The 25611-nt window shown below is 73.4% G+C and carries 30 protein-coding genes; 19 read left to right on the top strand and 11 right to left on the bottom strand.

The features are described 5' to 3' along the window. Nucleotides 1-81: 81 nt before the first annotated feature. Entirely contained in the window at nt 82-408 is a 327-nt protein-coding gene (locus ACQEVM_RS13050) for a putative quinol monooxygenase (RefSeq protein ID WP_433078130.1), read from the bottom strand. A 130-nt stretch (nt 409-538) separates the two neighbouring features. Continuing rightward, the gene (locus ACQEVM_RS13055; RefSeq protein ID WP_433078132.1) at nt 539-1279 is read right to left on the bottom strand and encodes an IclR family transcriptional regulator; all 741 of its coding nucleotides are present in this window, start codon (nt 1277-1279) and stop codon (nt 539-541) included. Nucleotides 1280-1506: 227 nt separating this feature from the next. Here ACQEVM_RS13055 and ACQEVM_RS13060 point away from each other — a divergent pair, with 227 nt between their 5' ends. Together ACQEVM_RS13060 and ACQEVM_RS13065 are read left to right on the top strand one after the other, a co-directional pair. Continuing rightward, complete coding sequence (locus ACQEVM_RS13060; protein WP_433078134.1) at nt 1507-3588, top strand: SpoIIE family protein phosphatase; 2082 nt, start codon at nt 1507-1509, stop codon at nt 3586-3588. A 123-nt stretch (nt 3589-3711) separates the two neighbouring features. Continuing rightward, nucleotides 3712-4071, top strand: a complete 360-nt coding sequence (locus ACQEVM_RS13065; protein WP_433078136.1) for a PRC-barrel domain-containing protein — start codon at nt 3712-3714, stop codon at nt 4069-4071. Between the two features lie 89 nt (nt 4072-4160). Here the strand turns inward: ACQEVM_RS13065 and ACQEVM_RS13070 are convergent, their stop codons facing one another. Beyond that, nucleotides 4161-4394: a DUF6296 family protein gene (locus tag ACQEVM_RS13070; protein ID WP_053678698.1), complete on the bottom strand. Its 234-nt coding sequence runs from the start codon at nt 4392-4394 to the stop codon at nt 4161-4163. Nucleotides 4395-4610: 216 nt separating this feature from the next. After that, nucleotides 4611-5015, bottom strand: a complete 405-nt coding sequence (locus ACQEVM_RS13075) for a DUF5997 family protein (protein ID WP_433078138.1) — start codon at nt 5013-5015, stop codon at nt 4611-4613. A 58-nt stretch (nt 5016-5073) separates the two neighbouring features. On the opposite strand from ACQEVM_RS13075, the gene ACQEVM_RS13080 reads away from it, so the two are divergent. Together ACQEVM_RS13080 and ACQEVM_RS13085 are read left to right on the top strand one after the other, a co-directional pair. Next, a complete protein-coding gene (locus tag ACQEVM_RS13080; protein WP_433078140.1) occupies nt 5074-5856 on the top strand; it encodes a LysR family substrate-binding domain-containing protein in 783 nt (260 codons plus the stop codon). Nucleotides 5857-5870: 14 nt separating this feature from the next. Further along, nucleotides 5871-6203: a YnfA family protein gene (locus tag ACQEVM_RS13085; RefSeq protein ID WP_266952418.1), complete on the top strand. Its 333-nt coding sequence runs from the start codon at nt 5871-5873 to the stop codon at nt 6201-6203. A gap of 99 nt (nt 6204-6302) precedes the next feature. Here the strand turns inward: ACQEVM_RS13085 and ACQEVM_RS13090 are convergent, their stop codons facing one another. After that, nucleotides 6303-7223 (bottom strand): cobalamin-binding protein, encoded by a 921-nt coding sequence (locus tag ACQEVM_RS13090; RefSeq protein WP_433078143.1) that lies wholly within the window; start codon nt 7221-7223, stop codon nt 6303-6305. Nucleotides 7224-7379: 156 nt separating this feature from the next. Here ACQEVM_RS13090 and ACQEVM_RS13095 point away from each other — a divergent pair, with 156 nt between their 5' ends. Next, nucleotides 7380-8006 (top strand): alpha-ketoglutarate-dependent dioxygenase AlkB, encoded by a 627-nt coding sequence (locus tag ACQEVM_RS13095; RefSeq protein WP_433078145.1) that lies wholly within the window; start codon nt 7380-7382, stop codon nt 8004-8006. Between the two features lie 58 nt (nt 8007-8064). On the opposite strand, the gene ACQEVM_RS13100 is transcribed toward ACQEVM_RS13095, so the two are convergent. Continuing rightward, complete coding sequence (locus ACQEVM_RS13100) at nt 8065-8739, bottom strand: hypothetical protein (RefSeq protein WP_433078147.1); 675 nt, start codon at nt 8737-8739, stop codon at nt 8065-8067. Nucleotides 8740-8900: 161 nt separating this feature from the next. Here ACQEVM_RS13100 and ACQEVM_RS13105 point away from each other — a divergent pair, with 161 nt between their 5' ends. Further along, a complete protein-coding gene (locus ACQEVM_RS13105) occupies nt 8901-9872 on the top strand; it encodes a tellurite resistance/C4-dicarboxylate transporter family protein (protein ID WP_433078149.1) in 972 nt (323 codons plus the stop codon). A 31-nt stretch (nt 9873-9903) separates the two neighbouring features. On the opposite strand, the gene ACQEVM_RS13110 is transcribed toward ACQEVM_RS13105, so the two are convergent. Continuing rightward, entirely contained in the window at nt 9904-10641 is a 738-nt protein-coding gene (locus ACQEVM_RS13110; protein ID WP_433078151.1) for a DUF1275 family protein, read from the bottom strand. Nucleotides 10642-10795: 154 nt separating this feature from the next. On the opposite strand from ACQEVM_RS13110, the gene ACQEVM_RS13115 reads away from it, so the two are divergent. The 3 genes from ACQEVM_RS13115 (at nt 10796) to ACQEVM_RS13125 (ending at nt 14159) form a co-directional block, all read left to right on the top strand. Further along, nucleotides 10796-11227: a VOC family protein gene (locus ACQEVM_RS13115; RefSeq protein ID WP_433078153.1), complete on the top strand. Its 432-nt coding sequence runs from the start codon at nt 10796-10798 to the stop codon at nt 11225-11227. Nucleotides 11228-11346: 119 nt separating this feature from the next. After that, on the top strand, nt 11347-13728 hold the full coding sequence (locus tag ACQEVM_RS13120) for an AAA family ATPase (RefSeq protein ID WP_433078155.1): 2382 nt from the start codon (nt 11347-11349) through the stop codon (nt 13726-13728). Between the two features lie 71 nt (nt 13729-13799). Continuing rightward, entirely contained in the window at nt 13800-14159 is a 360-nt protein-coding gene (locus tag ACQEVM_RS13125; RefSeq protein ID WP_433078157.1) for an NTP pyrophosphohydrolase, read from the top strand. 85 nt (nt 14160-14244) lie between these two features. On the opposite strand, the gene ACQEVM_RS13130 is transcribed toward ACQEVM_RS13125, so the two are convergent. Continuing rightward, a complete protein-coding gene (locus ACQEVM_RS13130; RefSeq protein WP_433078159.1) occupies nt 14245-14730 on the bottom strand; it encodes a hypothetical protein in 486 nt (161 codons plus the stop codon). Nucleotides 14731-15318: 588 nt separating this feature from the next. Between ACQEVM_RS13130 and ACQEVM_RS13135 the strand changes: the two genes are divergently transcribed. The 5 genes from ACQEVM_RS13135 to ACQEVM_RS13155 all read left to right on the top strand — a co-directional run bounded on the left by ACQEVM_RS13135 (nt 15319) and on the right by ACQEVM_RS13155 (nt 18846). After that, nucleotides 15319-15690 (top strand): YbjQ family protein, encoded by a 372-nt coding sequence (locus tag ACQEVM_RS13135; protein WP_267826701.1) that lies wholly within the window; start codon nt 15319-15321, stop codon nt 15688-15690. 381 nt (nt 15691-16071) lie between these two features. Beyond that, nucleotides 16072-16986, top strand: a complete 915-nt coding sequence (locus ACQEVM_RS13140) for a nitroreductase/quinone reductase family protein (RefSeq protein WP_433078161.1) — start codon at nt 16072-16074, stop codon at nt 16984-16986. Nucleotides 16987-17144: 158 nt separating this feature from the next. Continuing rightward, complete coding sequence (locus tag ACQEVM_RS13145; RefSeq protein WP_433078163.1) at nt 17145-17642, top strand: LPXTG cell wall anchor domain-containing protein; 498 nt, start codon at nt 17145-17147, stop codon at nt 17640-17642. A gap of 8 nt (nt 17643-17650) precedes the next feature. After that, nucleotides 17651-18307: an RNA polymerase sigma factor gene (locus ACQEVM_RS13150; RefSeq protein ID WP_433078165.1), complete on the top strand. Its 657-nt coding sequence runs from the start codon at nt 17651-17653 to the stop codon at nt 18305-18307. After that, a complete protein-coding gene (locus ACQEVM_RS13155; protein ID WP_433078167.1) occupies nt 18304-18846 on the top strand; it encodes a hypothetical protein in 543 nt (180 codons plus the stop codon). The genes ACQEVM_RS13150 and ACQEVM_RS13155 overlap by 4 nt, the downstream gene beginning before the upstream one ends. A 68-nt stretch (nt 18847-18914) precedes the next feature. Here ACQEVM_RS13155 and ACQEVM_RS13160 read toward each other — a convergent pair whose 3' ends face one another. Further along, nucleotides 18915-19376 carry a MarR family winged helix-turn-helix transcriptional regulator gene (locus ACQEVM_RS13160; RefSeq protein WP_267829014.1) on the bottom strand — a complete coding sequence of 154 codons (462 nt, stop codon included), beginning with the start codon at nt 19374-19376 and terminating at the stop codon, nt 18915-18917. Nucleotides 19377-19538: 162 nt separating this feature from the next. On the opposite strand from ACQEVM_RS13160, the gene ACQEVM_RS13165 reads away from it, so the two are divergent. The 4 genes from ACQEVM_RS13165 to ACQEVM_RS13180 all read left to right on the top strand — a co-directional run bounded on the left by ACQEVM_RS13165 (nt 19539) and on the right by ACQEVM_RS13180 (nt 23473). Beyond that, nucleotides 19539-20753: an MFS transporter gene (locus ACQEVM_RS13165; RefSeq protein WP_433078170.1), complete on the top strand. Its 1215-nt coding sequence runs from the start codon at nt 19539-19541 to the stop codon at nt 20751-20753. 80 nt (nt 20754-20833) lie between these two features. Further along, nucleotides 20834-21280 (top strand): GlcG/HbpS family heme-binding protein, encoded by a 447-nt coding sequence (locus ACQEVM_RS13170; protein WP_351381589.1) that lies wholly within the window; start codon nt 20834-20836, stop codon nt 21278-21280. Between the two features lie 61 nt (nt 21281-21341). Further along, nucleotides 21342-22979, top strand: coding sequence for a beta-N-acetylhexosaminidase (locus ACQEVM_RS13175; protein ID WP_433078173.1), 1638 nt, complete (start codon nt 21342-21344; stop codon nt 22977-22979). Between the two features lie 41 nt (nt 22980-23020). Next, nucleotides 23021-23473 (top strand): GNAT family N-acetyltransferase, encoded by a 453-nt coding sequence (locus ACQEVM_RS13180; protein WP_433078175.1) that lies wholly within the window; start codon nt 23021-23023, stop codon nt 23471-23473. A 41-nt stretch (nt 23474-23514) separates the two neighbouring features. Here the strand turns inward: ACQEVM_RS13180 and ACQEVM_RS13185 are convergent, their stop codons facing one another. Both ACQEVM_RS13185 and ACQEVM_RS13190 read right to left on the bottom strand, forming a co-directional pair. Continuing rightward, nucleotides 23515-23859, bottom strand: coding sequence for a DUF3040 domain-containing protein (locus tag ACQEVM_RS13185; protein ID WP_433078177.1), 345 nt, complete (start codon nt 23857-23859; stop codon nt 23515-23517). A gap of 114 nt (nt 23860-23973) precedes the next feature. Continuing rightward, on the bottom strand, nt 23974-24801 hold the full coding sequence (locus ACQEVM_RS13190) for an endonuclease I family protein (RefSeq protein WP_433078179.1): 828 nt from the start codon (nt 24799-24801) through the stop codon (nt 23974-23976). A gap of 204 nt (nt 24802-25005) precedes the next feature. Between ACQEVM_RS13190 and ACQEVM_RS13195 the strand changes: the two genes are divergently transcribed. Next, entirely contained in the window at nt 25006-25572 is a 567-nt protein-coding gene (locus ACQEVM_RS13195) for a DJ-1/PfpI family protein (RefSeq protein WP_433078181.1), read from the top strand. Nucleotides 25573-25611 lie beyond the last annotated feature (39 nt).

The raw sequence follows: 25611 nt of genomic DNA on the forward strand, positions 1-25611 counted from the left end.
CCGCGCAGGATGGTCGCCCACGTCGAGGCGGCCACGACCCCTTGACGGTCAGAGTCCCGTCCACGGCGACGAGCCGGGGTCTCAGGGACGCGGGGAGAGTTCGGCCATGGCGCTCCAGCCCCGGCCGGGCACCTCGACGTTGATGATCTCCGGGGTCGAGGCGATGGCACCGGCCAACGTCTCCATCCCGGCCTTGAAGTGCTCCGACGCCACGTGCGCGGCCCCCGCCTCGGCATCGGCGAAGGCCTCCAGCAGGGTGTACTTGTGGGGGTCGTCGACGCTGCGCGACCAGTCGTAGAACAGATTGCCCGGCTCCGCGCGGGTGGCTCGGGTGAAGTCGTCGACGAGCGTGAGCCAGTTGTCGCTGTGCTCCGGACGGACGTCGAACCTGACGGCTATGAAGATCATGGGCACCAGCCTGGCACCCGATGCCCGCCACCGCACCCGGGACCGGCCCGCTTTCCGACAGGCTCGGAAAGCGGCGCCCCGACGGCCGCGGAACGAGACCCCGGCGCCGCCCGTGACCCGCCCGGCAGCCTCAGAGCAGGCCCGCCGCGTGGGCGAGCGCGCCGCGGACCTCCTCGGGGCGTCGCCGGTACTCCCGGGTCGCCAGCGACACCGACAGCGCGTGCACCGCGTCGTCACCCCGGGGCCGCTCCGCCGGCAGGGCGACGGCCACACAGGTGTACGCCGGGTCGGCCTCGCCGACCGAGACGGCGTACCCCTGCCCCCGCACCCGGGACAGCTCCGCCTCCAGGGACTCCGCGCTGGTGATGGTGGCCGATGTCAGGCGCGCCATGCCGTGCTCCGCGAGGTAGCGCCGGCGCAGCGGACGGGGGATCTCGGCGAGCAGCGCCTTGCCGTGCGCGGTGGCGTGCGCACGCGTCTCCCGCCCCGGCGCGAAGGGGTTCTCGGTGTCCGTCACGGGAGCCGTCGTGTCGACCACGGTGATCAGCCCGCCGCGGTACGCGGTGTAGTACGCCTCCGCGCCGGTGGCCCGGCGCAGTCGCGCCAACACGTCGCCGACGCCCGGCGCCGGCTCCAGGTGCCGCAGGTAGCTGCGGTGCAGCCGGGGAATCAGCGGCCCCAGCGCGTACCCCCGCGCCGTCCGCACGAGGTGACCGCGCTCCGTGAGCGGCGCCAGGAGGTGGTAGACGGTGGAGAGGGAGCAGCCCGTCCGGCGGGCCAGTGCCTTGGCGCTGACCGGCCCGTCCGCGTCGGCCACCGCGTCGAGGAGGGCCAGCGCCCGATCGACGGACTGCGGACCGAGCTGCGGCATGACGGGTTCCCCGGGGGCGAATGGAGACGTACGGGACCTCCCGACCCTACGCCGGCGGGTCCGCGCCCCCGTCGCCCCGTCGGGTGCCCGGCCACCGGATCGGCGGACCAGCGGCTGCCGGTTCCGCGTGGTGGAGGGAGGATGGAACCCACCCGGCACGCGTGCGTGGGAAGGGAGCGGGCCCAACCGCTGACCTCCGGGCCAGGTGGTGGGAAGGAGCGGCCGGCATGAGCAGTGCTGATGCCGTTCCCCCCGGTTCCGACGAATCCGGCGACGCGTTCTTCGCGGAACCGGGCGGGCTCCTGGACGACCTCGGCGTCGCGGCGGTCCTGCTCGACGACATCGGGCGCATCGCGCTGTGGAGCCCACAGGCCGAGGAACTGTTCGGTTACACGGCCCAGGAGGCCCTGGGCCGCTTCGCCGCGCAGATGCTCGTCGGCAAGGAACAGCGCGACCACGTCGTGGCCCTGTTCGCGGCGGTGATGGCGGGCGGCGGCCCGTGGGCCGGTGTGTTCCCGGTGTCGCACAAGGACGGCAGCACCCGGTTGGCGGAGTTCCGCAACATGCGGCTGGAAGACGCCCGGGGCAAGACGTACGCCCTGGGCATCGCCTCCGACCGGACCGTGCTGCGGCGCGTGGAGCGCAGTCTGGCGCTGTCCCTGGGGCTGGTCGAGCAGTCCCCGATAGGCCTCGCCGTCATGGACACGGACCTGCGCTACGTCCTGGTCAACCCGGCGCTCGCGCGGATCAACGGGATCCCGGCCGAGGAACACCTCGGCCGGTACCTCCACGAGGCCCTCCCGCTCCTGGACTCGGGCCCCCTGGAGGCGGCCATGCGCGAGGTCCTCGACGACGGCATCCCCCAGCTCAACCGGCTCACCACCGGCCACACCCCGGCCGACCCCGGCGACGAGCGCGCCTGGTCGGTCTCGCTCTACCGGCTGGGCGACTCGGTGGGCAGGGCGATCGGGGTGGCCGCCTCCGTCGTGGACGTCACCGAGCAGCACCGCACCTCCCGGGCCGTCGCCCTGGCCCGGCAACGCCTCGCCCTGATCGCCGACGCGTCCGTACGCATCGGCACCACCCTCGACCTCGACGTGACGGCCCGCGAACTGGGCGACGTCGCCGTCCCGGAACTCGCGGACCTCGCCACCGTCGACGTGCTCGACAGCATCCTCAGGACCGACAAACCCCCGGAGGACCCACACGCCGACACCGTGCAGTTCCGCGCCCTCGCCGTCACCGCCGCCCGTCCCGGCCCGGCCACACTGGCCGTCGACCCGGTCGGCGAACTCGCCCGTTACGACGCCACCCGCCTGGTCACCCAGTGCGTGCTCACCGGCCGGGCCATCCTCGTGCGGCAGGTCACCGACCAGGAACTGGTCGGGATCGCCCGGAACCCCGAGGCCGCGGCCCTGCTCGTCGAGGCCGGGCTGCACTCCTACCTGGCGGTGCCCCTGACCGCCCGCGGGGAGGTCATCGGCGTCCTCGGCCTCCAGCGCACGAGCAATCCGATGCCCTTCGACCACGACGACGTCCTGCTCGCCGCCGAACTGGCCGCGCGGGCCGCCGTGTGCATCGACAACGCCCGCTGGTACCAGCGCCAGCGCCGGGCCGCCCTCACGCTCCAGCGCCACCTGCTGCCCCAGGAACCCACCGTCACCCCGGGCCTGGAGATCGCCTACCGCTACCAGCCCGCGGCGGCCGTCGGCGAGGTCGGCGGGGACTGGTTCGACGTCATCCCGTTGCCCGACGACAAGACCGCTCTCGTGGTCGGGGACGTCATGGGCAGCGGCATCAACGCGGCCGCGACCATGGGGCAGCTGCGCACCGCGGCCCGGACGCTGGCCGAGCTGGACCTCGACCCCGCCGCCGTGCTGACCCGACTCGACCACACCACGACCGGCCTCGGGCACACCATGGCCACCTGCGTCTTCGCGGTCTACGACCCGCACGCCAGCCGCTGCCGGATCGCCACCGCCGGTCACCTGCCGCCCGTCCTGGTCCGCCCCGGCCGCGAGCCCGAACTGCTCGACCTGCCCACCGGGGCGCCACTGGGCGTCGGCGGCGTGCAGTTCGAGGCCACCACGTTCGAACTGGGCGTCGGCGACGAGCTGGTCTTCTACACCGACGGGCTGGTCGAGACCCGCGACGAGGACATCGACGTGCGCCTGCGGGCCCTCACGGCCCTCCTCGCCGACCCGGAGCGCCCCCTCGAAGAGACCTGCGACGTGCTCCTGGGCGCCCTGCGCCACCCCGACGACCGCGACGACGTGGCCCTCCTCATCGCCCGCACCCGCCCGCGCTGACCCCTTCCCCGCCCCGCCTCGGCGCGCAGGCGCCCTCATCGCGCGAGTATCGCCGCTTGAGCCGCGCGGGACCGGGCAGGTGCCAGCCTGAGGACCGAAACCGACAGCGAAGGAGTGGTTTCCATGTCGGGCGACGTATGGGGATACCGCGAGACGTCGGGTCGGGTGCGGGACATCGACCTCACGGGCTTCAAGGTCGAGGCGACCGACGGCCACATCGGCAAGGTCGACAAGCACTCCGACGTGGTGGGCGCGTCGTACCTCGTCGTCGACACCGGCCACTGGATCTTCGGCAAGGAGGTCCTGCTGCCCGCCGGCACGGTCACGCGGATCGACCAGGAGGAACAGCGGATCCACGTGGACCGCACCAAGGCGCAGATCAAGGACGCGCCCGAGTTCGCCGGCGAACGACACCTCACCGACGCGGAGTACCACCGCCAGGTCGGCGCCTACTACATCGGCGGCCCGGAACACCGGGCCTGACCCGCCGGCGCGGCACACCGCCGCCCACCCGGGCCGCACGGAGCCTCAATCGGGCCGCACGGCTCCTCACCGGGGCCCGGCTCGGCCCCTCACTCCGGTCGGCGGGCCACCACGGGGTACTCGGGGTCCTGCTGACCGCCCGAGGCGAGCATCCTGACCTCGCCCTGATCGCTGATCTCCGCGCGGATGATCCCGGTCTCGTCGGCGTACACGGGATGACCACCCGGTCCCGCCTGCGAGGTCCGCGAGACGAGGACCTTGTCCTGCGCCCGCCCCCCGTCCTCGCCGCTCCGGAACACCAGCTCGTACCGGTCCTCGTCCACCGCACCTCCCGATCCGTGCCGCCGCCGTCGGCCGTCCCTCCATGGGAAGTCCTCGCCCCCGTCGCGTCCATTTCACTGCGGCGATTGGCCCAGAGGGACGCCCCCACCGACCGGGTAGCGACCGGGGCTCCGGTCGCGGAACCGGTCCGGACACGGAAACAGCCCCGGACCGGGGTCCGGGGCCGTTCGAGGCGGTGCCGAGCAGTGCGGGGGCTCTCAGCCCTCCTGCTGCTCCTGCTGCGCCTGCTTCTGCGCGTTCTTCTCCTTGATGCGGACCGTCTCCTTGCGGACGTCGGCCTGCGTGGCACGCTCCTTCTGGAGCCACTCGGGGGCCTCGTTCTTCAGCGCCTCGATCTGCTCCGTGGTGAGGGGCTCGGTGACCCCGCCCCGGGCGAGACCGGCGATGGAGATGCCCAGCTTGGCCGCGACCACCGGCCGGGGGTGCGGGCCGTTGCGGCGCAGCTCCTGGAGCCACTCGGGCGGATCGGTCTGCAGGGCACCCAACTCGCTGCGCGAAACGACACCCTCCTGGAACTCGGCGGGGGTGGCTTCGAGGTACACACCCAGCTTCTTCGCCGCGGTCGCGGGCTTCATGGTCTGGGCGGTCTTGTGCGACGTCATGGAGTCAAGAGTATCGAGCGTGTGCACCACCTCTGACCACGGCCGGTAACCTGGCCCGGTGACAGGCTCGGAAGTACCTCCCTCGTTCCGGCTCGCCTACGTTCCGGGGGTGACACCCACCAAGTGGGTGCGGATCTGGAACGAACGCCTGCCCGGCATCCCGCTGACCCTCGTCGCGGTCGCCCCCGCCGAAGCCGCCGACGCGCTGCGCGCCGGCGAGGCGGACGCCGGATTCGTCCGGCTGCCGATCGACCGCACGGACCTCAGCGCCATCCCGCTCTACACCGAGACCACGGTCGTCGTGATCCCCAAGGACCACCTGGTGGCGACGGCCGAGGAGGTGTCCACCGAGGACCTGGCCGACGAGATCGTGCTGCACCCCCTCGACGACACCCTCGACTGGGACGCCCTGCCGGGGCGGCCCGCGATCGAGCGACCCGCCACGACGGAGGACGCCGTCGAACTGGTGGCCGCGGGCATCGGCGTACTGGTCGTCCCGCAGTCCCTCGCCCGCCTTTACCACCGCAAGGACCTCACCTACCGGCCGCTGACGGGCGCCCCGGAGTCGCGGGTGGCGCTCTCCTGGCTCGAGGAGGAGACCACCGACCTGGTGGAGGAGTTCATCGGCATCGTCCGCGGGCGGACCGTGAACAGCTCCCGCGGTCGTTCCCTGGCGGCCCCCGCGCCCGCGCCGGCGCAGCCGAAGGGCAAGCGGCCGGCGCCCGGCGGAGCGCGCAAGCCCACCGGCGGCAAGACGGCCGGCAAGAACCCGCGCGGGGGCGCCGGCGCCCCCAAGGGCGGCAAGGGCGGCGGCAAGCGCGGCAAGCCGCGCGGCCGCTAGAGACGGACGTCGACGTGCTCGTCGCCCGCTCGGTCGGCCTGTTCCTCGCGGCGGCCCTCTTCGAGATCGGCGGAGCCTGGCTGGTGTGGCAGGGCGTCCGGGAGCACCGGGGCTGGGCGTGGATCGGCGCGGGCGTCATCGCCCTCGGCGTCTACGGCTTCGTCGCCACCCTCCAGGAGGACGCCAACTTCGGCAGGATCCTCGCCGCGTACGGCGGGGTCTTCGTCGCCGGCTCGCTGATCTGGGGCATGGTGCTCGACGGCTACCGGCCGGACCGGGCGGACCTGATCGGCGCCTGCCTCTGCCTCGCCGGCGTCGCCGTGATCATGTACGCCCCCCGGGGCTGACCCGCATCGGTGCCGGCTCGCCGCCACGCGGGCCGACGGCCCCGTGCGGCCTGCCGCGCCCGGTCCGGTCACGGTGCGCCTGCCCGGTGCCGGCCCACGTCAGGCGGGGCCGGGCAGCCGGAAGGCCTCCGCCTCCGTCACCGGGTCACCGATCCGGACCCCGTGCAGCACCCGCGCCAAGACCTCCGCGCCCCGCACCACCCGCGGGCCCGGCCGGTTGAAGTACGCGGGACCGTCCAGCACCCACACCTCGCCGGACCGCACCGCCGGCAGCTCCGACCAACCCGGCAGCGCGGTGAGCGCCCCGCGCTCGCGCAGCGTGCGCACCGGGCTGAACCCGCACGGCAGCAGGAGCAGGACGTCCGGTCGGGCGGCCCGCACCGTGTCCCAGTCCATCGGCCGGGTGTGCTCGCCCGGGGCCGCGATCAACGGTTCCCCGCCCGCCGCGGTGATCTGCTCGGGCACCCAGTGCCCGGCGGGCCAGAGCGGATCCAGCCATTCGATGGCCACCACCCGGGGCCGGGGACGGCCCGCCACGGCGGCGCGCACCGCCTCCAACCGGGCCTGCGCCTGCGCCCGGCGGGCCCGTCCCACCTCGGGTACGCCCAGCAGCTCACCCACACGGACCAGACAGTCCAGCACGTCGTCGAGGGTGCGCGGCTCCAGACTGAGCACCCTCGGCCCTCCGTCGAGCACGCGCACCGCCCGGCTCACGCCCGCGTAGGACACCGCGCACACGTCGCACAGGTCCTGGGTGAGGACCACCTCGGGTGCGAGCGCGCCCAGCGCCTCCACGTCCAGGCCGTAGAGCGAGGAGCCGCTGTGCGCCGCGCCCCCGACGGCCTCGGAGATCTCCCGACTGGAGAGTTCGTCGGACGAGAACGCGGCAGAGGTCACCACCGGCACGCCGGCCACCGCCGCCGGCCAGTCGCACTCGTGGGTACGGCCCACCAGATCGGCGAGCAGTCCGAGTTCGGCCACGATGTCGGTGGCGGCGGGCAGCAGGGAAACGATGCGCATCCGCCGAGCGTAGGCCGTCTCCGGGAGAGCCTCGCCACGCACCGGACCGCGGCCTCGCGCACCTCGCCGCCGTGGAGGCGGTGTGGATCGACCCCTGCTGCGCAACCGACGCGGTTATTCGAGCAGATGTTCGGTTATGGGGGTACGCTGGGAACCATGCACGCGCTCCAGGGCTCCCTCTTCGACCAGGCCGACGACATCCGGATCGGCCCGCTCACGGAACTGCGCCGCACGGAGCTGGGGGCCGGCGCCTGGGTCGATCACCTGCCCGGCTGGCTGTCCGGCTCCGACGCGCTGTTCGAGCGACTCGCCGCCGACGTCCCCTGGCGCGCCGAGCGGCGCCGGATGTACGAACGGGACGTGGACGTACCCCGGCTGCTCGCCTTCTACGGGCCCGGCGATCCACTCCCGCACCCCGCGCTCACCGGCGCCCGCACCGCGCTGACCGGCCACTACACCCCCGAACTGGGGGAACCGTTCGTGACGGCCGGGCTGTGCCTCTACCGGGACGGCAAGGACAGCGTCGCCTGGCACGGCGACCGGACAGGCCGCTCCGCGACCGAGGACACCATGGTCGCCATCGTCTCCGTGGGAGACCCCCGCGACCTGGTGCTGCGCCCGCGCGACGGCGGCCCGACCCTGCTGCGGCTGCCGCTGGGGCACGGCGACCTGGTGGTCATGGGCGGTTCCTGCCAGCGCACCATGGAGCACGCGGTGCCCAAGTCCACCCGCGCCGTCGGCCCCCGCGTCAGCGTCCAGTTCCGTACCCGCGGCGTCAGTTGACGCCGGGGCCCCGCAGCCCGGTGGGGCCCCGGCCCGGTCGCCCGGTCGGCCGCCCGACTCAGCCGCGCGGCCACTCGTACGTCGTGATCAGCCGCTCCAACACCGGCGAGGGCCCCGTGCCGAGCAACAGACAGGCCTCCAGTCCGGCGGCGAACGACGAGCGGGGCAGGCTCGTGACCCGGTCCAGCCGCGCCTTCGTGCTGATGCCGAGGAGGCCACCCTCGAGGACGTGGTGCCAGACCTCGGCGTACGGATCCGCCGGCACCACGATCGACACCGACGACCGGGTCGGGGCCGTCCGCGGCACCCGGAAGTCCAGCCGCAGCTTGACCACCGGTCTGACCCCGCCGAAGCCGGACCACGCGCACCCGACGTCCAGCCCCCGGCTCGTCTCCACCGCCCCCCGCGCGTCGAGCAGCGCGAACGCCTCGCGCAGCGCCGGCGCCGGCCCGTAGGTCCGTTCGTCCTCGTGGACGGTGATGACGAGCAACGAGGGCAACGCGTCCGCCTCCGGCGCGACGCCCACCGGGAGGATCACGCACGCGCCCGCCGCCGGGACGGTCCCGGTGAGGAACTCCTGCCGCTGCCGCTCCTCGTCGTGCGGGGCGAACGTCGCGGTCCGGATCGCCCGACCCCGCGCGGGCGGTCCGTACGACCCGTGCCCACCCGCCGACGCGGAAGGTCGGACCTCGTGCCCGGTGTGCTGTGCCCGCTGTCGTTCCTCACGTTCCATGGCCGGCCCCCAAGGTTGTGGTCCTCCCACCCTGGCACCCCGCCCGGCCCCGGGTACGGCACTCCGGCGCATTCCCCGGCCGAGGACGCGCCGGCGGCGCCTCGCGGCGGGAGCACGGACGTGGGCTGGCGGCTCGCCGCCGACGGGTGTCCGCTGGAGGGGTGAGCCTCCTCCCCGGGCGCCTCGTGCGCGCAGACCGCTGGTGGACCGGACTCCCGCCCGCCGCCGGCTCCGCCGTCATGGCCGCCGGGATCCTCTCCATCGGCCTGGAGCTGATCGGCCACGACATCCTGTCGCTGGCCGCGCTCGCCGTCGCCGGGGCGCTGTGGTGCGTCCTGGCCGCCGACTTCGGCCTCCGCATGGTGACCGACCGGGGCCGCTTCCGGTCCGAGGCCTACACCCCGTCCGCCCTGACGGCCGTCGCCGCCACCAGCGTGCTCGGCGCCCGGCTCGCCCAGGCCGGACTGGAGGCCGTCGCCGCCGCCCTGCTCGCCCTCGCCGCGGCGCTCTGGCCGTTGCTGCTGTACCAGGTCCTGCGGCACTGGAAGCGGCGGATGCCCGGAGCGGTCTTCCTGGTCTGCGTGGCCACCCAGGGCCTGGCCGTCCTCGCGGCGACGCTGTGCGTCGGCCTCCACCAGGACTGGCTCGCCCGGGCGGGACTCGCCTGCTTCTGCCTGGGCGTGCTCCTGTACGGCCTGGCCCTGGCCCGCTTCGACCTCCACGAGGTGAGCTGCGGGGCGGGGGACCACTGGGTGGCGGGCGGCGCGCTGTCCATCACCGCCCTCGCGGGCGCCAAGCTCACCGCCGCGCCGGTCTGGACGAGTGCGGTGCACACGACTCTGCGCACGGCCACCCTCGTCGCCCTCGGCCTCTCACTGGCCTGGTACGTCGTCCTGCTCACCGCCGAGCTGCGCCGCCCGCGCCCCCGCTACGACATCCGGCGCTGGTCCACCGTCTTCCCCCTCGGCATGACGGCCACCGCCTGCCTGTCGGCCGCCGACCCGACGGGCGTCGCCTGGCTGCGCCCGGTGGGGGAGGCGCTGCTGTGGATCGCCATGGCCGCCTGCGTGATGACCTGTGCGGCGTTCGTCCTGGATCGGCGCACCGCCGGCGCGCCGGCGCCCCGAGGCTGACGTACGCGCCGGCGGCGGCCGGTCCGCGCGGCTACGGCCCGGCGGGCTCCGGACCGGGACCGGCGCCGCGCAGGCCCAGCGCGGCCACCCACGCCAGCAGGACGAGCGCCGCCAGCAGCGCCCACCGCGAGCCGTGGTTCAAGGTGAGCAGCCCGCCGCACAGCGCCCCGCAGAGCAACGCCACCACCGAGACCACCCGCCGCACCGACGGCGGCCCCCAGGGGTCGACCGCCAGCCCGGTCAGCGTGCGGGTGACCACCGTGGTGGTGAGATCGGGGACGGCCAGCCGGTGGACGACGGCGTTCTGCAGGCCCATGCCGAGCGCGAGCAGTCCGACCAGCGGCAGTTGCCCACCGCCGGTCACCGACACGGCCAGCGCCCCCGCCACCAACACCGCCTGTACCGCCACCAGCGGACCGAACAGTCCCTTACCGCTCCCGGCCCCGGACCGGCGCAACCGGCCGGCGGCCCACGCTCCCAGCAGGAACGCGGCGAGGGCCAGGATCGACGCGGCGCCGGACAGCTCCCGGTCACCGGCCAGGGCGAAACCGAGCAGGGCCACGTTCCCCGTCATGTTGGCGACGAACACGTGGTCGAGGCCGAGGTAGCTCACGGCGTCCACCAGACCGCTCACGAAGGTCAGCACGACGAGCAGCGGCGGCACCAGCCCGTGCGGCCGGACGGCCCCGCCGCCCGTCGGCGGGAACAGCCGGTCGGCGAGCGCCCGCAGGATCCCGCCCCGGTCGTTCCCCGCGTGGTCGGATCCCATCCGATGCCCCCATGAGGCGCAGTGGCCGATGACGTCCGGCGGACGAAGCCCGAACACGTGCCGGAAACGGTACCGATCGCCGGGGCGGCCGAGGCGAAACGACGCGGGTCACGTTCCTGTGGCGCGCCCGCGCGCCGCTCAGTAGGGTCCCTGCATGGCCTACACGTTCCAGGTGACCGTCGACTCGACCGACCCGCACCCGCTCGCCGACTGGTGGGCCGACGCCCTCGGATGGGAAGTGGAGCCCAGCGACGAGGCGTTCATCCGCAGCATGATCGAGGCCGGACACGCCACCGACGACGACACCACCACCCACCGCGGCGTCCTCGTCTGGAAGGCGGGGGCCGGGATCCGCCACCCGGACGGGCTGGAGGTCGCACCCCGGATCCTCTTCCAGCGCGTACCCGAGGCCAAGACGGTCAAGAACCGCGTCCACCTGGACGTGCGCACCGGACCCGACCACGAGGCCGTGGTCGAGCGTCTCGTCGCCAAGGGCGCCAAGCGCCTCCACGAAGGCCGCCAGGGGCCGAGCGTCTGGACCACCCTCCTCGACCCGCAGGGCAACGAACTCTGCATCTCGCGATAGCGGGCGGAACCGGCCCGCCACCGGGGAATCCCTGATCAGCCCCGGTATCCGGCCGTAATTGACTACCGCGCAGGTACCCGGCGCGAGAGAATGCGGCATCTCGAACCGGGAGGAACCCCATGAGCCAGGACCACCTGACTCTTCACGCACTGCTGCCCGCCCAGGATCTCGCGGCGGCCATCGACGCCGGGTACGTGACGCGCAAGTCGCACCCCGAACTGCCGCTGTCCATCTACACGTACACGCGCACCGCGCAGTACGAGCAGGTCTGGAACCAGGTCACCAGGCGTTGCCGCGGTCTCGTCGTCGACGACACCACCGGGCGGATCGTCGCCCTGCCGCTGCCGAAGTTCTTCAACGTCGGCGAGCACGAGTCCGGCCAACCGTACGCCCCCGCGCTGCCCGACGAGCCGTTCGAGGTCTACGACAAGGTCGACGGCAGCCTGGCCGTGGTCTTCCACTACGCAGACCGCTGGCGGGTCGCGTCCAAGGGTTCCTTCATCAGCAACCAGGCGACCTGGGCGCAGCGCCGGCTCGACGGCCTGGACACCTCGGCGCTCGTGCCGGGCGTGACCTACCTCGCCGAGATCCTGTACCCGCAGAACCGGATCGTCGTCGACTACGGCGAGCGCCGCGACCTCGTGCTCCTCGCCGCGTTCGGCGCGGACGGCACCGAGGTGCCCCTCGCCGAGGCCAAGGCGCACTGGGGGACCGTCGGCGCCGTCGTCAAGGTGTGGCCCGCCATGCCCCTCGCCGAACTCGTCGCACTGACCGAGGCCAACACGCTGCTCGGAGGCGGCACGTCCACCGGCACCGACGCCGAGGGATACGTGCTGCGCTTCGCGTCGGGCATCCGGGCCAAGGCCAAGATCGCCGAGTACGTGCGCCTCCACAGGGTGCTCACCGGTGTCAACGAGCGGGACATCTGGCGCAGCCACGGCGTCCAGCGCTTCGCCGGCCTGTCCGCGAAGGAGCTGGCCCAGGGACTGCAGTGCACCGTCGCGGACCTCCAGGCCTGGGGCGGGAAGCCGCTCGACGCGCTGCTCGCGCAGGTCCCGGACGAGTTCGACGCCTGGGTCCGCAAGGTGATCGACCGGCTGGAGGAGGCCGCCGCCGAGCGCGAGCGTTCCATCGACGAGGCCTTCGCGAGCCTCGCCCACCTGACGGCCGACCGGGGCGCCTTCGCGCGCGCCGCCAAGCAACTGCCGGCCGGCATCCTGCGCTCCACCATGTTCCTGCGGCTCGACGGGAGGTCGACGGAACTCGTCACCTGGCGTTCCCTGCGCCCGGACACCTCCGTTCCCTTCCTGACGGACGAGGAGAGCGCACCCCGGCCCGGCGACGGAGCGCGGGCCGTGCCCGCGGTGACCGTACCCGCGCAGGCCAGGTCGGCCGCGGCGGGCAAGCCGGTCACCCCGGTCGCCGCGCGTGCGGCCACCGCGTCGTCGGCGACCCCTTCGTCGGCCGCGCGTCCCTCCGTCACCGGGCCCCCGGCCAACCGGCCCTCGGCCGGTGTGCCGTCGGACGTCGGGTCCGGCACGGCGGTGAGCGAACCCCCGGCCGCCGACGCGCCGCCCCTGCGTCCCCTGCCCGTCGTCCACGTCATGACGGGACTGCCCGCCTCCGGCAAGACCACCGCCGCGCGCGCCCTGCAAGCGGAGTCCGGTGGCCGGATGCGACGCGTCAACCTGGACGACCTCCGGGGCATGCTCGACGGGCACGACCACGGCCGCGGCCACTCGTACAAGCACGAGCAGACCGTCCTGGAGATCCAGGACGCGGCGCTTCGCGCGGCGGTCGAGGGGGGCTTCGACGTGGTCGTGGACAACACCCACCTCACGCCGAACATCCCCAAGCGCCTCAAGGCCGCCGTCGGGGGCCGTGCCACCTTCGTCGTGCACGACTTCACCGACGTGCCACTGGAGGAGTGCCTGCGTCGGGACGCGGCCCGCGAGCGGCAGGTCGGCGAGGAGATCATCCGGATCCTGGCCGACAAGCACGCCAAGTCCCGCAAGGGCGGCTGGAGGCTCACCGCCGAGTGGCTCAACGACCAGCCTCCCGTCGAGCCGTACGTGGCCGACCCGGAGCTGCCCTCCGCGGTGATGTGCGACATAGACGGCACGCTCGCCCTGATCGGTGATCGGGGGCCCTACGACTTCACGCGCTGCGAACTCGACCGGCTCAACGACTCCGTGCGGGGCGCCCTCGACGCCTTCCGGCGGGCCCACGGGGACGTCATCGTGCTGCTGTCCGGACGCGGCGAGGAACACCGCCCGCAGACGGAGTCCTGGCTGCGGCGTCACCAGGTGCCGTACGACGAGCTGTGGATGCGCGCGGCGGGCGACACACGCCGCGACGACGTCGTGAAGGCCGAGCTGTTCGACGCGCACGTGCGCCACCGCTACGCGGTACGCGTCTCGCTGGACGACCGGGACCGGGTGGTCGCGGTCTGGCGTCGGATGGGCCTGCCCACCTGGCAGGTCAACTACGGCGACTTCTAGGCCCTGGCGTCGAAGTGGCGCCGCGGGCCAGGCGAAACTTTGACGACAGAGCCCAAAGGAGGGTCGCCATCGTGAACCCGACCGGGACCTTGTTGATCGTCGACGGCGCGAACGTCGTCGGGTCCGTCCCCGACGGCTGGTGGCGCGACCGCCGGGGCGCCGCCGAGCGGCTGCGGGACCGGCTCGCGCAACGGGACGCCGGCGAGGAGATCGTCCTGGTCGTCGAAGGCGCCGCCCGGGGCGTCGGGTCCGTGTCCGGGGTGCGCGTGGACTCCGCGCCCGGGAGCGGCGACGACCGGATCGTGGAACTCGTCGCGGCCCACGCGGGGCGCGACCGCGTCGTGGTCACGGCCGACCGGGAACTGCGCTCGCGCGTCGAGGCGTACGGCGCGCGCTGCGCGGGACCGCGCAGCGTGCGCCCGGCGGACTGACCGCGACCGCCCGTACGACGGCCGAGGGTCCGGCCCCCGTGAGCAGGGGCCGGACCCTCGGCCGTCAGGACGTGGACGTCACCGATCAGTTGCGGCACCACTTCACGGGGGAGAGGTTGTCGACGTAGCGGGCGGAGACCCAACGGTCCTTGCGGTCCTTGTGGTTCATGCGCTCCGTGCGGTCCTCGTCCCCGTTCATGCCGTCGTTGCCGTTCTCACGGTCCCGCTCGGCCAGCAGGTACCAGATGTTGTTGCCGTCGACCCGCTCGCCGCGGGTCTTGCACTCCAGGGCGAGCTTCTGGTGCGGCTGGACCTTGCCCAGGACGTACGCGCGGGTGCTCGGCTTGCTGCGGACCTTCAGCGGGCCGTGCGAGACGACCTTGCCCCAGGCGTGGCGCGGCCGGTCGTAGTCACCGTCGTCGTAGTCGTCGTGACCGTCGAGGATGACCTTCTCGTGTCCCGACATGTCGTCCATCGGGCCCTCGTCGGCGATGGCGGTGCCCGCGCCGACCAGGCCGAGCACCAGGCCTCCGGTGGCGAGAGCGAGGATGGTCCTGGTGGGCTTCAGCATGAGCCGGCTCCTCTGCAAAGACATCCGCCCGACCGCGACGGGCGGACCGGGCGGCAACCTGGCGGCTGCCAGGGACGACTATGACCACGCGGCGCCCCCGGGCTCCGGCGGCGCACCGCCGTTTAGCCCGAAATGCCCAATGTGTCGTCCGGGCCGCGTCGGAGTGCCCACCGGCGGCGAGACGTGTACGGGCGCGACCCCGCGCCCGCGCCCACCGCACGATCTCCTTCACGTCCGGCACGGGCCCCGGCGCCCTGCCGACGGCCTACGCCTTCCCCCCGGATCCGGCCCGGCCCGCGTCCCGCACAACGCCGAACAGGCCCGACGCCTGACGCGGGCCGCCCCACTACGCGACCGAGGCCCACGACGCGGTCCATCTGCTGCCCGCGGTGCGCACGACCACGTACCAGGGCGTGTCGAAGACGCACGCCATCGAGCCCCCGCGAACGGCACGTCCACGGGGGAGGGACTGTCCTTCCACGGGGTCGCCTCGGGAAGGTTTCCGCTGCCGGGCGACCGCTGGACGCGCCGGCCCGCCCGACGGCCGCCGGGATGCGCGGCACGGCCCGCGGATCCAGAGTGGGACGCATGGGAATCGAAGACTACGGCGGCGGCCCCGGCGCCGAGCAGACCGGTGTCATGGTGGTGACGACCAACGACGTCCCCGGTTACCGGGTGGAGCGGGTCATCGGCGAGGTCTTCGGCCTCACGGTGCGCTCCCGACACCTGGGCAGCCAGATCGGCGCGGGCCTGAAGTCCATGATCGGGGGCGAGCTGAAGGGGCTGACCAAGACCCTGGTGGAGACCCGGAACCAGGCGATGGAGCGGCTCATCGAACAGGCGAAGGCGCGGGGCGGCAACGCGGTCCTGATGATGCGGTTCGACGTGACCGAGGCCGCCGACGTCGGCACCGAGGTGTGCGCGTACGGCACGGCCGTCGTCCTGGTACCCGCCGGCTGAACCGGCGTCGCCCCTCGGGTCGAGGCACTGCGCCGAACCCGGCGAGCGTGGCTTTCGGAAACGATCTTCGGCGTTGACAGACGCGCGCCGCGTGCGTGTAATGGGGGCCGGTGTCGCGTGACGCCGGCCAAGAGCAGTGGGCCGGCCGGCAGTCGGGCGAACACCCTTCACTCAGGGGACACTCCATGAGTTCGCACTCCGCGCTCCGCATCTGACGCCGAGCAGCCCGAGGCGGTCGTTCCTCCCTCGCGTCCCGCCCCGCGAGCCGCACCACGTGGCCGGCCTCCCGCCACGCACTTCACGCCGTACGCGCCGCGCACCGCTCACGCTCCTCCCGCGTCGCCGTGCGCGCCTCCACCACGTTCCGGAGACAGACACCGCATGCCCACACCGTTCAACCGATCCGTCATCGAGGAGTTCCGCGCCCGCCACGGCAAGGTCGGTGGCCCCTTCGAAGGGGCGGACCTGCTGCTGCTGACCACCACCGGCGCCCGCACCGGGACGGCGCGGACCACCCCGCTCGGATACGTCCGCCACGACGACGCCCTGTTGCTCGTCGCCTCCGACCTGGGCGGCCCCCGCCACCCCGACTGGTACCACAACCTGCTCGCCCACCCCGTGGTCCGTGTGGAGCTCGGGACCGAGACCTTCGAGGCCCTCGCCGTCCCCGCCGAAGAGCCCCGGCGCGCGGAACTGTTCGCGTACGTGGAGAGCAGGTCCCCCGGGTACGCCGACTACCAGGCCCGCACCACCCGGATCCTGCCCGTCGTCGAGCTGCGGCGCCCCGAACCCGACGGCTGGGCGGCGCCGCGCGAGATCGCCACCCTGGCCGACAAACTGCTGGAGACGCACACCTGGCTGCGGGCGCAGCTCCGGCACGTCGGCGCCGAGGTCGAGGCCCACTTCGAGGCACGGGCCGCGCACTCGGGTCCCGGGGATCCGCCGCCGCCGTCGCTCGGGCTCCAGATCCGACAGCGCTGCCTGGCCTTCTGCCGGTCCCTGGAGTTCCACCACACCGCCGAGGACGCGCACCTCTTCCCCGGGATGGCCGTCCACCATCCCGCCCTGTCCGACGTGTTCGACCGGCTCCGCGCGGAGCACCGTACGGTCGCGCTTCTCCAGGGCGCGCTGGTCGCCCTGTTGGGCGATCTCGGCGTCGCCGAACCGGAGCGGTTCCGCGGCGAGCTGCGGAACATGTCGGACGCGCTGAACGCGCACCTCGACCACGAAGAGGAGGTGCTGCTGCCGCTGTTGGCCGACGTCCCCTGGCCTCCGGGACCGCCCGGCGGAGCCTGACGGCGGGCCCCGGAACCGGCGGACGGCGAACACCTCACGGCGCACGCGGAAAAGTTTCTCGGAAACGGCGGCAACCTCCGGGTCGGTCGCGCGTCGTGCGGGGGTGAAGGGCGTGGTTCCACGTCCTCGTCCCGACCGCACGAGCGTGGAGTACCACCGTGAAGAACCTGAAGCGCGTCACCCTGTCCGCCCGCCGGGCGGCGACCGTCACCGCGGTCGCCGCCGGGGTGGCCATCGCCCTGGGCGGGCCGGCCTTCGCCGCTCAGGGCGGGTCGAGCGCCGCCCCGGCACCGTCCGCCAGCGCGATACCGTCCGCGTCGCCGACCCCCTCGACGAGCGCCCGGCCCACCGTCCGGCCCAGCACCGCCCCGAGCGCGTCGCCGTCCGTCCCGGGTGCCCCGCAGCCCTCCGTCTCGCCCTCCGTTCCGTCGAGCGCCAAGCCGAGCTCCCGCCCGGCGAGCCCGGGCGGGACCCCGCCCACCGCCACGCCGAGCGCCGCCCCGGCCGCCCCCGGTTCCTCGACCTCGCCCGACGGGGCCGAACTCGCGCATACTGGCTCCTCTTCGACCAACGTGGCGCTGGGCGCCGGGGCCGTCGGCCTCATGGCCGCCGGAGCCGGCGCCCTGTACGCCGTACGGCGCCGCGCCGCCAACTGAGGACCTCCGTGCTCCACCTCGCACCAACCGTCGGCCCCCTCACGCCCGGCTTCGGCCGGGCGTGGCGGGGCCTGTGGGCGTTGTTGCTCCGCCGCGACCGGCCCGCCCCCGAGGCGCCCGGGCGCGGGTACGCGTACACCGACGCCCGGGACACCACCGGGTACGGCGACGCCCCGAACCCGCCGACCGTCAGCGAGCTGTACCACGCGCACCGGCTGCGCATGGTCCGCCTCGCGGTGCTCCTCGTCGACGACCTGGCCACCGCCGAGGACGTGGTGCAGGACGCCTTCACCGCCCTCTACCGGCGGCACGGGGAGGAGATCAAGGAGGTGGACAACGCGCTCGGTTACCTGCGCACCGCCGTCGTGAACACCTCCCGCTCCGTACTGCGCCGCCGACGCACCGCCCGCGCCTGGAACCCACCCGTGACGGCCGACATGCCGTCCGCAGAGGCGGCCGTCGTCCTCGACGAGTCGCACCGCGAGGTACTGGCCGCACTCGGGCGGTTGACCCCACGGCGGCGGCAGGTCCTGGTACTGCGCTACTGGGAGGACCTCAGCGAGGCGGAGATCGCCGGCACCCTCGGGATCAGCCGGGGCGCAGTCAAATCGAACGCGAGCCGCGCCCTGGACGCGCTGGAACGGATTCTGGAGGGACGGGTATGACGTACGACGCCGACGAACGCCAGGTCGAGCGGCGGCTGCGGCAGGCCCTGGCCGCGCGGGCGGACGAGGTGACCGTCGTGGCACTGAGCCCCGCCGCCCCTCCGGGCCCCCACCTGCGACGGCTCGCGCCGACCGCGCTGTGGCTGCGACGGCTGTCGTGGTCCCTGGCCGGCCTGGCGGCAGCCGCAGCGGCGGTGACCGCGTACGTCCTGCTCACCCCCGACACCGCGCCGCCGCGCCCGGTCCCGCCGGCCGCGCCGCCCGAGTTCACCCCGTCCCCGTCCCCGTCGCAGCACTCGCCCAGCCCCGCCCCGCCCCGGACGCCCGATCCCGCCGGCGGCACCGTGGAGCCCCCCGCGTCGCGACCCCCGTCCCCCGCCGCGAGCCGGTCGGGAGCCCCCAGGGCGAAACCGAGCAGCCCGACGGGGTCCCCGAGGCCCCCGTCCCGTTCGGCCTCGGCGCCCCGGCCGTCCGCGTCCCCGTCCGCCCCGTCCCCGTCCGCCCCCTTCCCCTCGGCCAGCCCGAACCGGGGCGGCTAGGCCCTGAACGACAAGACCCGGGAGAGACGGCATGGGCCGTCTCTCCCGGGTCTTGTCACGTCCGGGCGTTACGCGGAGACCGTGCGGATGTTCTCCACCGCCGCGACCAGCGGGGCGAGTTCCGGGTTGCGCGCGGCCTCGTCGAGGGCCTCACGCAGGGCGGTGTCGTTCGTCGGTCGGGCCGCCGTCAGCAGGCTCAGGCCGGCTTCGCTCACGTCGGTGTAGATGCCCCGGCGGTCGGTGTCGCAGATGTAGCGGTTCAGCAGTCCGCGGTCCTCCAGCCGGCTGACCAGCCGGGTCGTCGCGCTCTGGCTGAGCACGACCGAGTCGGCCACCTGGTGCATCCGCAGGTGTCCGCCCGGACCGCTGTGCTGGCGGCTGAGCACGTCCAGCAGCGAGTACTCCCGCACGCTCAGTTCGTGGCCCGCCTGGAGGGCGCGTTCGATGTGGGCCTCGATCCGGCCGTGGAGGAGGGAGAGGGCGCACCAGCCCTGGGAGAGGGCGGTGAGTGCGCTGTCCGTTGCGGTCATGGGCGGGCTCCTCCTTCGAAGCGTATCCCCCCAGGATAGGACACGGCTGCAATAGCCCGCGCTTGCAAATATCCCGCGTCTGCAATTAATGTGGACGCACGTAAGCCGCGACAGCAAGTGAAGCGGCAGTACAGGCAACCTCCCCCTGAAGGGCACCCCCTCATGCCTCTCGCACTCCTGGCACTCGCCATCGGCGCCTTCGGGATCGGCACCACCGAATTCGTGATCATGGGCCTGCTCCCCGAGGTCGCCGGCGACTACGGCGTCTCGATCCCCACCGCGGGCTTCCTGGTCACCGGCTACGCGCTCGGTGTCGTCCTCGGCGCCCCGCTGATGACCATCCTCGGCACCCGCATCCCCCGCAAGCGCATGCTGATGCTGCTCATGGGCCTGTTCGTCGTCGGCAACGTCATCTCCGCCCTCGCCCCGGCCTTCGGCGTCATGCTCGCCGGCCGCGTCGTCGCCTCACTCGCCCACGGCGCCTTCTTCGGGATCGGCTCGGTGGTCGCCGCCGGTCTCGTCGCCCCGGAGAAGAAGGCCGGCGCCATCGCCATGATGTTCACCGGCCTCACCGTCGCCAACGTGGTCGGCGTGCCGCTCGGCACCCTCGTCGGCCAGACCCTCGGCTGGCGCGTCACCTTCCTGCTCGTCGCCGGCCTCGGCGTGCTCGGTCTGCTCGGCATCGCCAAACTGGTCCCCGAACTGCCCCGCCCCGAGGGCGTCCGGATCCGCCACGAGCTGGCCGCCTTCCGCAACGTGCAGGTGCTCCTGGCGATGGCCATGACCGTGCTCGGCTTCGGCGGGGTCTTCGCCGCCATCACCTACATCACCCCGATGATGACCAACGTCGCCGGATTCGCCGACACCTCCGTGACCTGGCTGCTCGTCCTCTTCGGCCTCGGCATGGTCGCGGGCAACCTCATCGGCGGAAAGTTCGCCGACCGGGCCCTCATGCCGATGCTGTACGTGTCCCTGGGCGCGCTCGCCGTGGTGCTGGCCGTGTTCACCGTCACCGCCCACAACAGGTTCGGCGCCGCCGTCACCATCGTCCTGATCGGCGCCCTCGGCTTCGCCACCGTGCCCCCGCTGCAAAAGCGCGTCCTCGACCAGGCCGCCGGCGCCCCCACCCTGGCCTCCGCCGTCAACATCGGCGCCTTCAACCTCGGCAACGCCCTCGCCGCCTGGCTCGGCGGGCTCGTCCTCGCCGCCGGCCTCGGCTGGACCGCCCCGAACTGGGTCGGCGCCACCCTCGCCGCCTCCGCGCTCGTCCTCGCCGTCGTCTCCGGCGCGCTGGAACGCCGTACGACCGCCCGCGCGGCCGGCAGCCGGGTCGTCGCCACCGCGACCCCCGGGACGGCCGTCCCCGCACACCACTGACCCGCCCTTCCCCCGACACCCCGAGTCCCCACACACCGATCACCGACACCCACCGATCACCGACAACCCGGGAGCACCCCATGTCCGGCACCACCACCGCCACCCGTACCGCCGTCGCCCCGCTGACCACCGAGGACGCCGAACTGCTGCTCGGCGCCGCCCGCGCCGCGGCCGAGGAGGCCGGGGTCACCGTCAGCGTCACCGTTCTCGACGCCGGCGGGCACCCGCTGGCCTTCCGCCGCGACGACCGGGCCGTCCTGATCTCCGGCGAGACCAGCACCCGCAAGGCGTACACCGCCCTCCAACTGAACGCCCCGACCGCCGACCTCGTCGAGGCCGTCCGGCCCGGTGCCCCCTTCCACACCCTGCCGACCGCACTCGACCGGCCGCTGCTGTTCATCGCGGGAGGCCTGCCGGTCCACCGCGACGGCCGGCTGATCGGCGCCATCGGCGTCGGCGGCGGGGCCCCCGAGCAGGACCACGGCTTCGCCGTCGCCGCGCTGGAAACCCTCGCCGCGCTGGTCTGAGCCCTCCCGGGTCGCGAGCCCGTGTCCCCCGTGCCAGGTTGGGTACGGGGGACACGAGCGCATGATGAGTCAAACGACGAGGCACAGGAAAGGTCGGGCCATCGCGACGGCAACGGTCGCCGCCGTGGTCTCGCTGGTCCTGCCCGGATGCTCGGCCGGCTCCGACAGCGCCCGCGGGGCGCAGACCCCACCGGTCACCGGCACCACACCCGGCGCCCCGCCCCCGTCGGCGCCACCCGCCCCCGAACCGAGCCCCACGCCGTCGTACCCGCTGTCCACGGCACCCCGCACCATCCCCGCGGTCCGGGAACACGCGCCCGCCCGCGGCCCCGGCTGGAAGCCCGCGCCGGCCGCCCGGGTCGTCGTACCGCCCGCCGACGCGGCGGCCCTGTCCGACGAGGGCCGGCTGCTCGCCGGCGAACTCAAGATGGGCTTCGCGCAGACGGCCGCCCCGCGCCCCGGCGACGTGGAACTCGCGCTGGGCGCGAAGAACTCCGGAGCGCCCGAGTCGTACACCCTCACCGTCGGGGACGGCCGGGTACGCATCACCGGGCCCGACGAGGCCGGCGTCTTCTACGGCACGCGCACCCTGAAACAGGAGATACGCACGGCCGGCAAGGCCCCCGAGGGCACGGTGCGCGACGCCCCCGCCAAGCCGCAGCGCGGCCTCAACCTCGACATCGCGCGCAAGAACTTCACCCCCGACTGGATCGAGGACCGGCTGCGCGAGATGGGAGACCTCAAGCTCAACCAACTCGGTCTGCACTTCTCCGACGACCAGGCCTTCCGGATCGAGTCGACATCCCACCCGGAGATCGTGTCCACCCCGCACCTCACGAAGGCCGACGTACGCCGGATCACCGCGCTCGCCGCCCGCCTGCACATCACCGTCGTCCCCGAGATCGACTCGCCCGGACACCTCGGCGCCGTACTGCGCGCCCACCCGGACCTTCAGCTGCGCGACGTGCGGGGCCGCCCGGTCAAGGGCGCCGTGGACATATCGAACCCGGCGTCGGCGAAGCTCGTGGACGAGCTCCTGCGCGAGTACATCCCCCTCTTCCCCGGCGGCGCCTGGCACCTGGGCGCCGACGAGTACCAGGCCCTCGTGGTCAAGGACCCGCAGGCCTCCTTCCCCCAGCTCGCCGCCGCCGCCCGTCAGCGGTACGGGCCGTCCGCGCGGGTGCAGGACCTGGCCGCGGGCTGGCTCAACGACCGGGCCGCCGTCGTACGCCCCTCGGGCAAGACGCTCAAGGCCTGGAACGACGGCTTCTTCGCCGGGGGAGTGGTACCCGCGGCCAAGGACCTCCAGGTCGAGTACTGGACGGGCAAGGAGCTCGGCGCCCGACCTCCCCTCGCGTACCTCCGGGAGGGCCGCAAGGTCGTCAACCTCAACGACGAGTACCTGTACTACGTCCTGGGCCAGCCGAACGACTTCGCCTACCCCACCGGCCGGCGGATCTACGAACAGTGGACCCCGCTGGTCCTGCGCGGCACGACGCCCGTCCCCGCCTCGTACGACGACCAGATCCTCGGCGGCCGGCTCGCCGTCTGGGCCGACCTGGCCGGGTCCCAGACCCAGGCACAGGTGGCCGACGGCATCCGGCTCCCGCTGGCCGCCGTGTCGCAGAAGCTCTGGGACTCCCGGACCCCGGGCCTCGACTGGGCCGCGTTCCGCTCGCTCGCCGACGGGCTGCGCTGAACCCGTTGGCCAACGCCGGTCCGCGTTGATTGGATCGGTCCATGAACGACGAACTCCGGACCACGACCCACGCGCTCGCGAGCGGCTTCGAGATATCCACCGACCCGGCCCGGCTCGACGCCGCGCTCATCCACCGCTGGCTGTCCGAGGACTCCTACTGGGCGCTCGGCCGCAGCCGCGAGAAGCACGACGCGGCCATCGCCGGCTCACTCAACTTCGGCGTGTACGACAGCGCCTCGGACGCTCAGCTCGGCTACGCGCGCGTGGTCACCGACCGGGCCACCTTCGGCTGGCTGTGCGACGTCTACATCGCCCCGGACGCCCGGGGCAAGGGCCTGGGCACCGCCCTGGCCGCCGCGGTCCGGGACCACCTGGAGCCGTACGGCCTGCGGCGGATCCTGCTGGCCACGGCGGATGCCCACGAGGTCTACGCGAAGGTCGGCTTCGCGCCCCTGGACCACCCGGAGAAGTGGATGGCCCTCGGCAGCCAGTGAACCCGGCGGTCGGTGGACCCGGCGGTCAGTGAACCCGGTGGTCAGTGGACCGGGCCCGAGCGGCTCTGCGGGTCCTGGGGCTCGCGCCGGGGCGAGTGGTCGCGCAGCTGCCACCGCCGCCGGGCCCACTGGCCGATCAGCGGCAGCGACATGACCACGGTGAGTATCCAGGCGGCCGCGAAGGACCAGATCAGCGGCTGTGCCACGGTGATGGCCGCCGCGACGAGGAGGGCCACGGTCAGCGCGCCCAGCCCGCAGGCGGCCACGATCCGCTGCCTCAGGCTCGCGGAGCGCAGTCGACGGTTCAGCGACCGATCACCCTTGAGTTGGGCCTCGATCTCGGAGAGGGCGCGCTGTTCGTGATCGGAAAGTCCGGCTCCACTCATGACGACGTACCTCCGTCGGCTGCCGCCGTCGGGCGCGGAACGCAGCCTGTGGCCTGCGAATACCCGGCCTGACGGGCGTCAACCCCCGGAGGGCGTCATGGTTGCCGGGATCGGTCACCAGATGGAGTCGACCCACTCCGGGTGGTCGATGAACGGGTTCCGGTTGTGCTGGTACGTGTCGAAGATGACCTGGTTGCGGCGCTGCTCGAAGGCGTCCGGCGGGTCGAGCCGGCTCCACTCCTTCAGCACGCTGATCCGGCCCATCGACGGGGCGGAGCCGTTGTTGACCTTGTCGTTGAGTTCGAGGTTCGCGAAGCCGTCCTCGCCGTCGTAGCGCACGGCCATGTAGAGCAGCATCCGGGCCACGTCGCCCTTGACCGCGTCGCGCGGCTCGAAGGAGTCGGAGTCCGTGAAGCTGCCGGAGGCCTCGGAGACCGGGCTGCCCCCCTTGTCGAAGTCCTTGTTGCCGCGGGTGCTGTTGACCGTCACGTCCTCGGGACGCAGGTGGTGCAGGTCCGTGCCGGGGCCGGTCGCGGTGCCGAAATCGCCGTGGCTCTTGGCCCAGACGTGCTCGCGGTTCCAGTCGTTGGCGCCGCCCCCGTTGGAGGTCTTGGACTGCGAGCGGCCCGAGTAGACGAGGATGACGTTGTTCGGGTTGGCGGGGTCCTGGTCGGTGACCTTCAGGGCGTTCCACACACCGTCGTACGACACCTTGGTCTGGGTCTTGATGATGCCGTGGAGCGCGGTCTTCAGCGCGGCGCCGGTCTTGCCCTGCGCCGGGGCGTAGTAGTCGTCGTAGGCCGCGGCGGCGCCGACCGCGGCGGGCGCGTCGGCGTGGGGGGCCGCCGTCCGCTGCGAGCCGGCCGAAGCGGTGGCCGGTATGAGGACCAGCGAGGCGGCCGCGAGGCCGGCCGCACAGGGGGCGAGTCGGGAGATTCTCATGACGTGGGGGATGCCTCTCCATCACGCACCGTCCCCGCCAAGGCGGTTGGCGGGGTGTCAGGTGGCAGAGCGAGGCTGACATTGTCATGCGCCCAACAGGTAAAAAGGATGTGTCCGGCGTGCGGATCCTGTGTTTGTCCGCGGTGGGGCAGGGGCACGGTAGCGAGGGCCCGAACCGTGCGAAATCCCCACCGGGAGCAGCCCATGCCAACGAAGATCCTCATCGTCACCGGCGACGCCGCGGAGTCGCTGGAGGTCCTCTACCCGTACCAGCGACTGCGCGAGGAGGGCTACGAGGTCCACATCGCGGCCCCGGAGGTCAAGAAACTCCGTTTCGTGGTGCACGACTTCGAGGACGGGTTCGACACCTACACCGAGAAGCCCGGCTACACCTGGCCCGCCGACATCGCCTTCGCCGACGTGGTGACGGAGGACTACGAGGCCGTCGTCGTCCCGGGCGGGCGGGCGCCCGAGTACCTGCGCAACGATCCCGAGGTGCGACGGATCCTGGCCGCCTTCGCCGAGGCGGACAAGCCGATCGCGCAGATCTGCCACGGCCCCCTGATCACCGCCGCCGCCGGGACCCTGGAGGGCCGCCGGGTCACCGCGTACCCGGCCCTGGAAATCGACATGAAGGCGGCGGGCGCGCACTTCGAGGACTCCGAGGCGGTGGTGGACGGCACCCTGGTGTCGGCCCGCGCCTGGCCGGACCACTCGGCCTGGATGAGGGAGTTCCTGACCGTGCTGCGCGGCAAGGCCCCGGTGGTCTGAGGCACGGGAGCGCCCGGCCCCGACGCGCGGGAGCGCCGT

The organism is Streptomyces sp. CA-243310, assembly GCF_050936775.1.
Classification (GTDB): domain Bacteria; phylum Actinomycetota; class Actinomycetes; order Streptomycetales; family Streptomycetaceae; genus Streptomyces.

What these genes read in the sequence shown, in the direction of transcription:
- ACQEVM_RS13050 (WP_433078130.1), bottom strand. Translation starts at nt 408, where the DNA reads ATGATCTTCATAGCCGTCAGGTTCGACGTCCGTCCGGAGCACAGCGAC.
- ACQEVM_RS13055 (WP_433078132.1), bottom strand. Translation starts at nt 1,279, where the DNA reads ATGCCGCAGCTCGGTCCGCAGTCCGTCGATCGGGCGCTGGCCCTCCTC.
- ACQEVM_RS13060 (WP_433078134.1), top strand. Translation starts at nt 1,507, where the DNA reads ATGAGCAGTGCTGATGCCGTTCCCCCCGGTTCCGACGAATCCGGCGAC.
- ACQEVM_RS13065 (WP_433078136.1), top strand. Translation starts at nt 3,712, where the DNA reads ATGTCGGGCGACGTATGGGGATACCGCGAGACGTCGGGTCGGGTGCGG.
- ACQEVM_RS13075 (WP_433078138.1), bottom strand. Translation starts at nt 5,015, where the DNA reads ATGACGTCGCACAAGACCGCCCAGACCATGAAGCCCGCGACCGCGGCG.
- ACQEVM_RS13090 (WP_433078143.1), bottom strand. Translation starts at nt 7,223, where the DNA reads ATGCGCATCGTTTCCCTGCTGCCCGCCGCCACCGACATCGTGGCCGAA.
- ACQEVM_RS13095 (WP_433078145.1), top strand. Translation starts at nt 7,380, where the DNA reads ATGCACGCGCTCCAGGGCTCCCTCTTCGACCAGGCCGACGACATCCGG.
- ACQEVM_RS13100 (WP_433078147.1), bottom strand. Translation starts at nt 8,739, where the DNA reads ATGGAACGTGAGGAACGACAGCGGGCACAGCACACCGGGCACGAGGTC.
- ACQEVM_RS13110 (WP_433078151.1), bottom strand. Translation starts at nt 10,641, where the DNA reads ATGGGATCCGACCACGCGGGGAACGACCGGGGCGGGATCCTGCGGGCG.
- ACQEVM_RS13115 (WP_433078153.1), top strand. Translation starts at nt 10,796, where the DNA reads ATGGCCTACACGTTCCAGGTGACCGTCGACTCGACCGACCCGCACCCG.
- ACQEVM_RS13120 (WP_433078155.1), top strand. Translation starts at nt 11,347, where the DNA reads ATGAGCCAGGACCACCTGACTCTTCACGCACTGCTGCCCGCCCAGGAT.
- ACQEVM_RS13130 (WP_433078159.1), bottom strand. Translation starts at nt 14,730, where the DNA reads ATGCTGAAGCCCACCAGGACCATCCTCGCTCTCGCCACCGGAGGCCTG.
- ACQEVM_RS13135 (WP_267826701.1), top strand. Translation starts at nt 15,319, where the DNA reads ATGGGAATCGAAGACTACGGCGGCGGCCCCGGCGCCGAGCAGACCGGT.
- ACQEVM_RS13140 (WP_433078161.1), top strand. Translation starts at nt 16,072, where the DNA reads ATGCCCACACCGTTCAACCGATCCGTCATCGAGGAGTTCCGCGCCCGC.
- ACQEVM_RS13155 (WP_433078167.1), top strand. Translation starts at nt 18,304, where the DNA reads ATGACGTACGACGCCGACGAACGCCAGGTCGAGCGGCGGCTGCGGCAG.
- ACQEVM_RS13160 (WP_267829014.1), bottom strand. Translation starts at nt 19,376, where the DNA reads ATGACCGCAACGGACAGCGCACTCACCGCCCTCTCCCAGGGCTGGTGC.
- ACQEVM_RS13165 (WP_433078170.1), top strand. Translation starts at nt 19,539, where the DNA reads ATGCCTCTCGCACTCCTGGCACTCGCCATCGGCGCCTTCGGGATCGGC.
- ACQEVM_RS13170 (WP_351381589.1), top strand. Translation starts at nt 20,834, where the DNA reads ATGTCCGGCACCACCACCGCCACCCGTACCGCCGTCGCCCCGCTGACC.
- ACQEVM_RS13175 (WP_433078173.1), top strand. Translation starts at nt 21,342, where the DNA reads ATGATGAGTCAAACGACGAGGCACAGGAAAGGTCGGGCCATCGCGACG.
- ACQEVM_RS13180 (WP_433078175.1), top strand. Translation starts at nt 23,021, where the DNA reads ATGAACGACGAACTCCGGACCACGACCCACGCGCTCGCGAGCGGCTTC.
- ACQEVM_RS13185 (WP_433078177.1), bottom strand. Translation starts at nt 23,859, where the DNA reads ATGAGTGGAGCCGGACTTTCCGATCACGAACAGCGCGCCCTCTCCGAG.
- ACQEVM_RS13190 (WP_433078179.1), bottom strand. Translation starts at nt 24,801, where the DNA reads ATGAGAATCTCCCGACTCGCCCCCTGTGCGGCCGGCCTCGCGGCCGCC.
- ACQEVM_RS13195 (WP_433078181.1), top strand. Translation starts at nt 25,006, where the DNA reads ATGCCAACGAAGATCCTCATCGTCACCGGCGACGCCGCGGAGTCGCTG.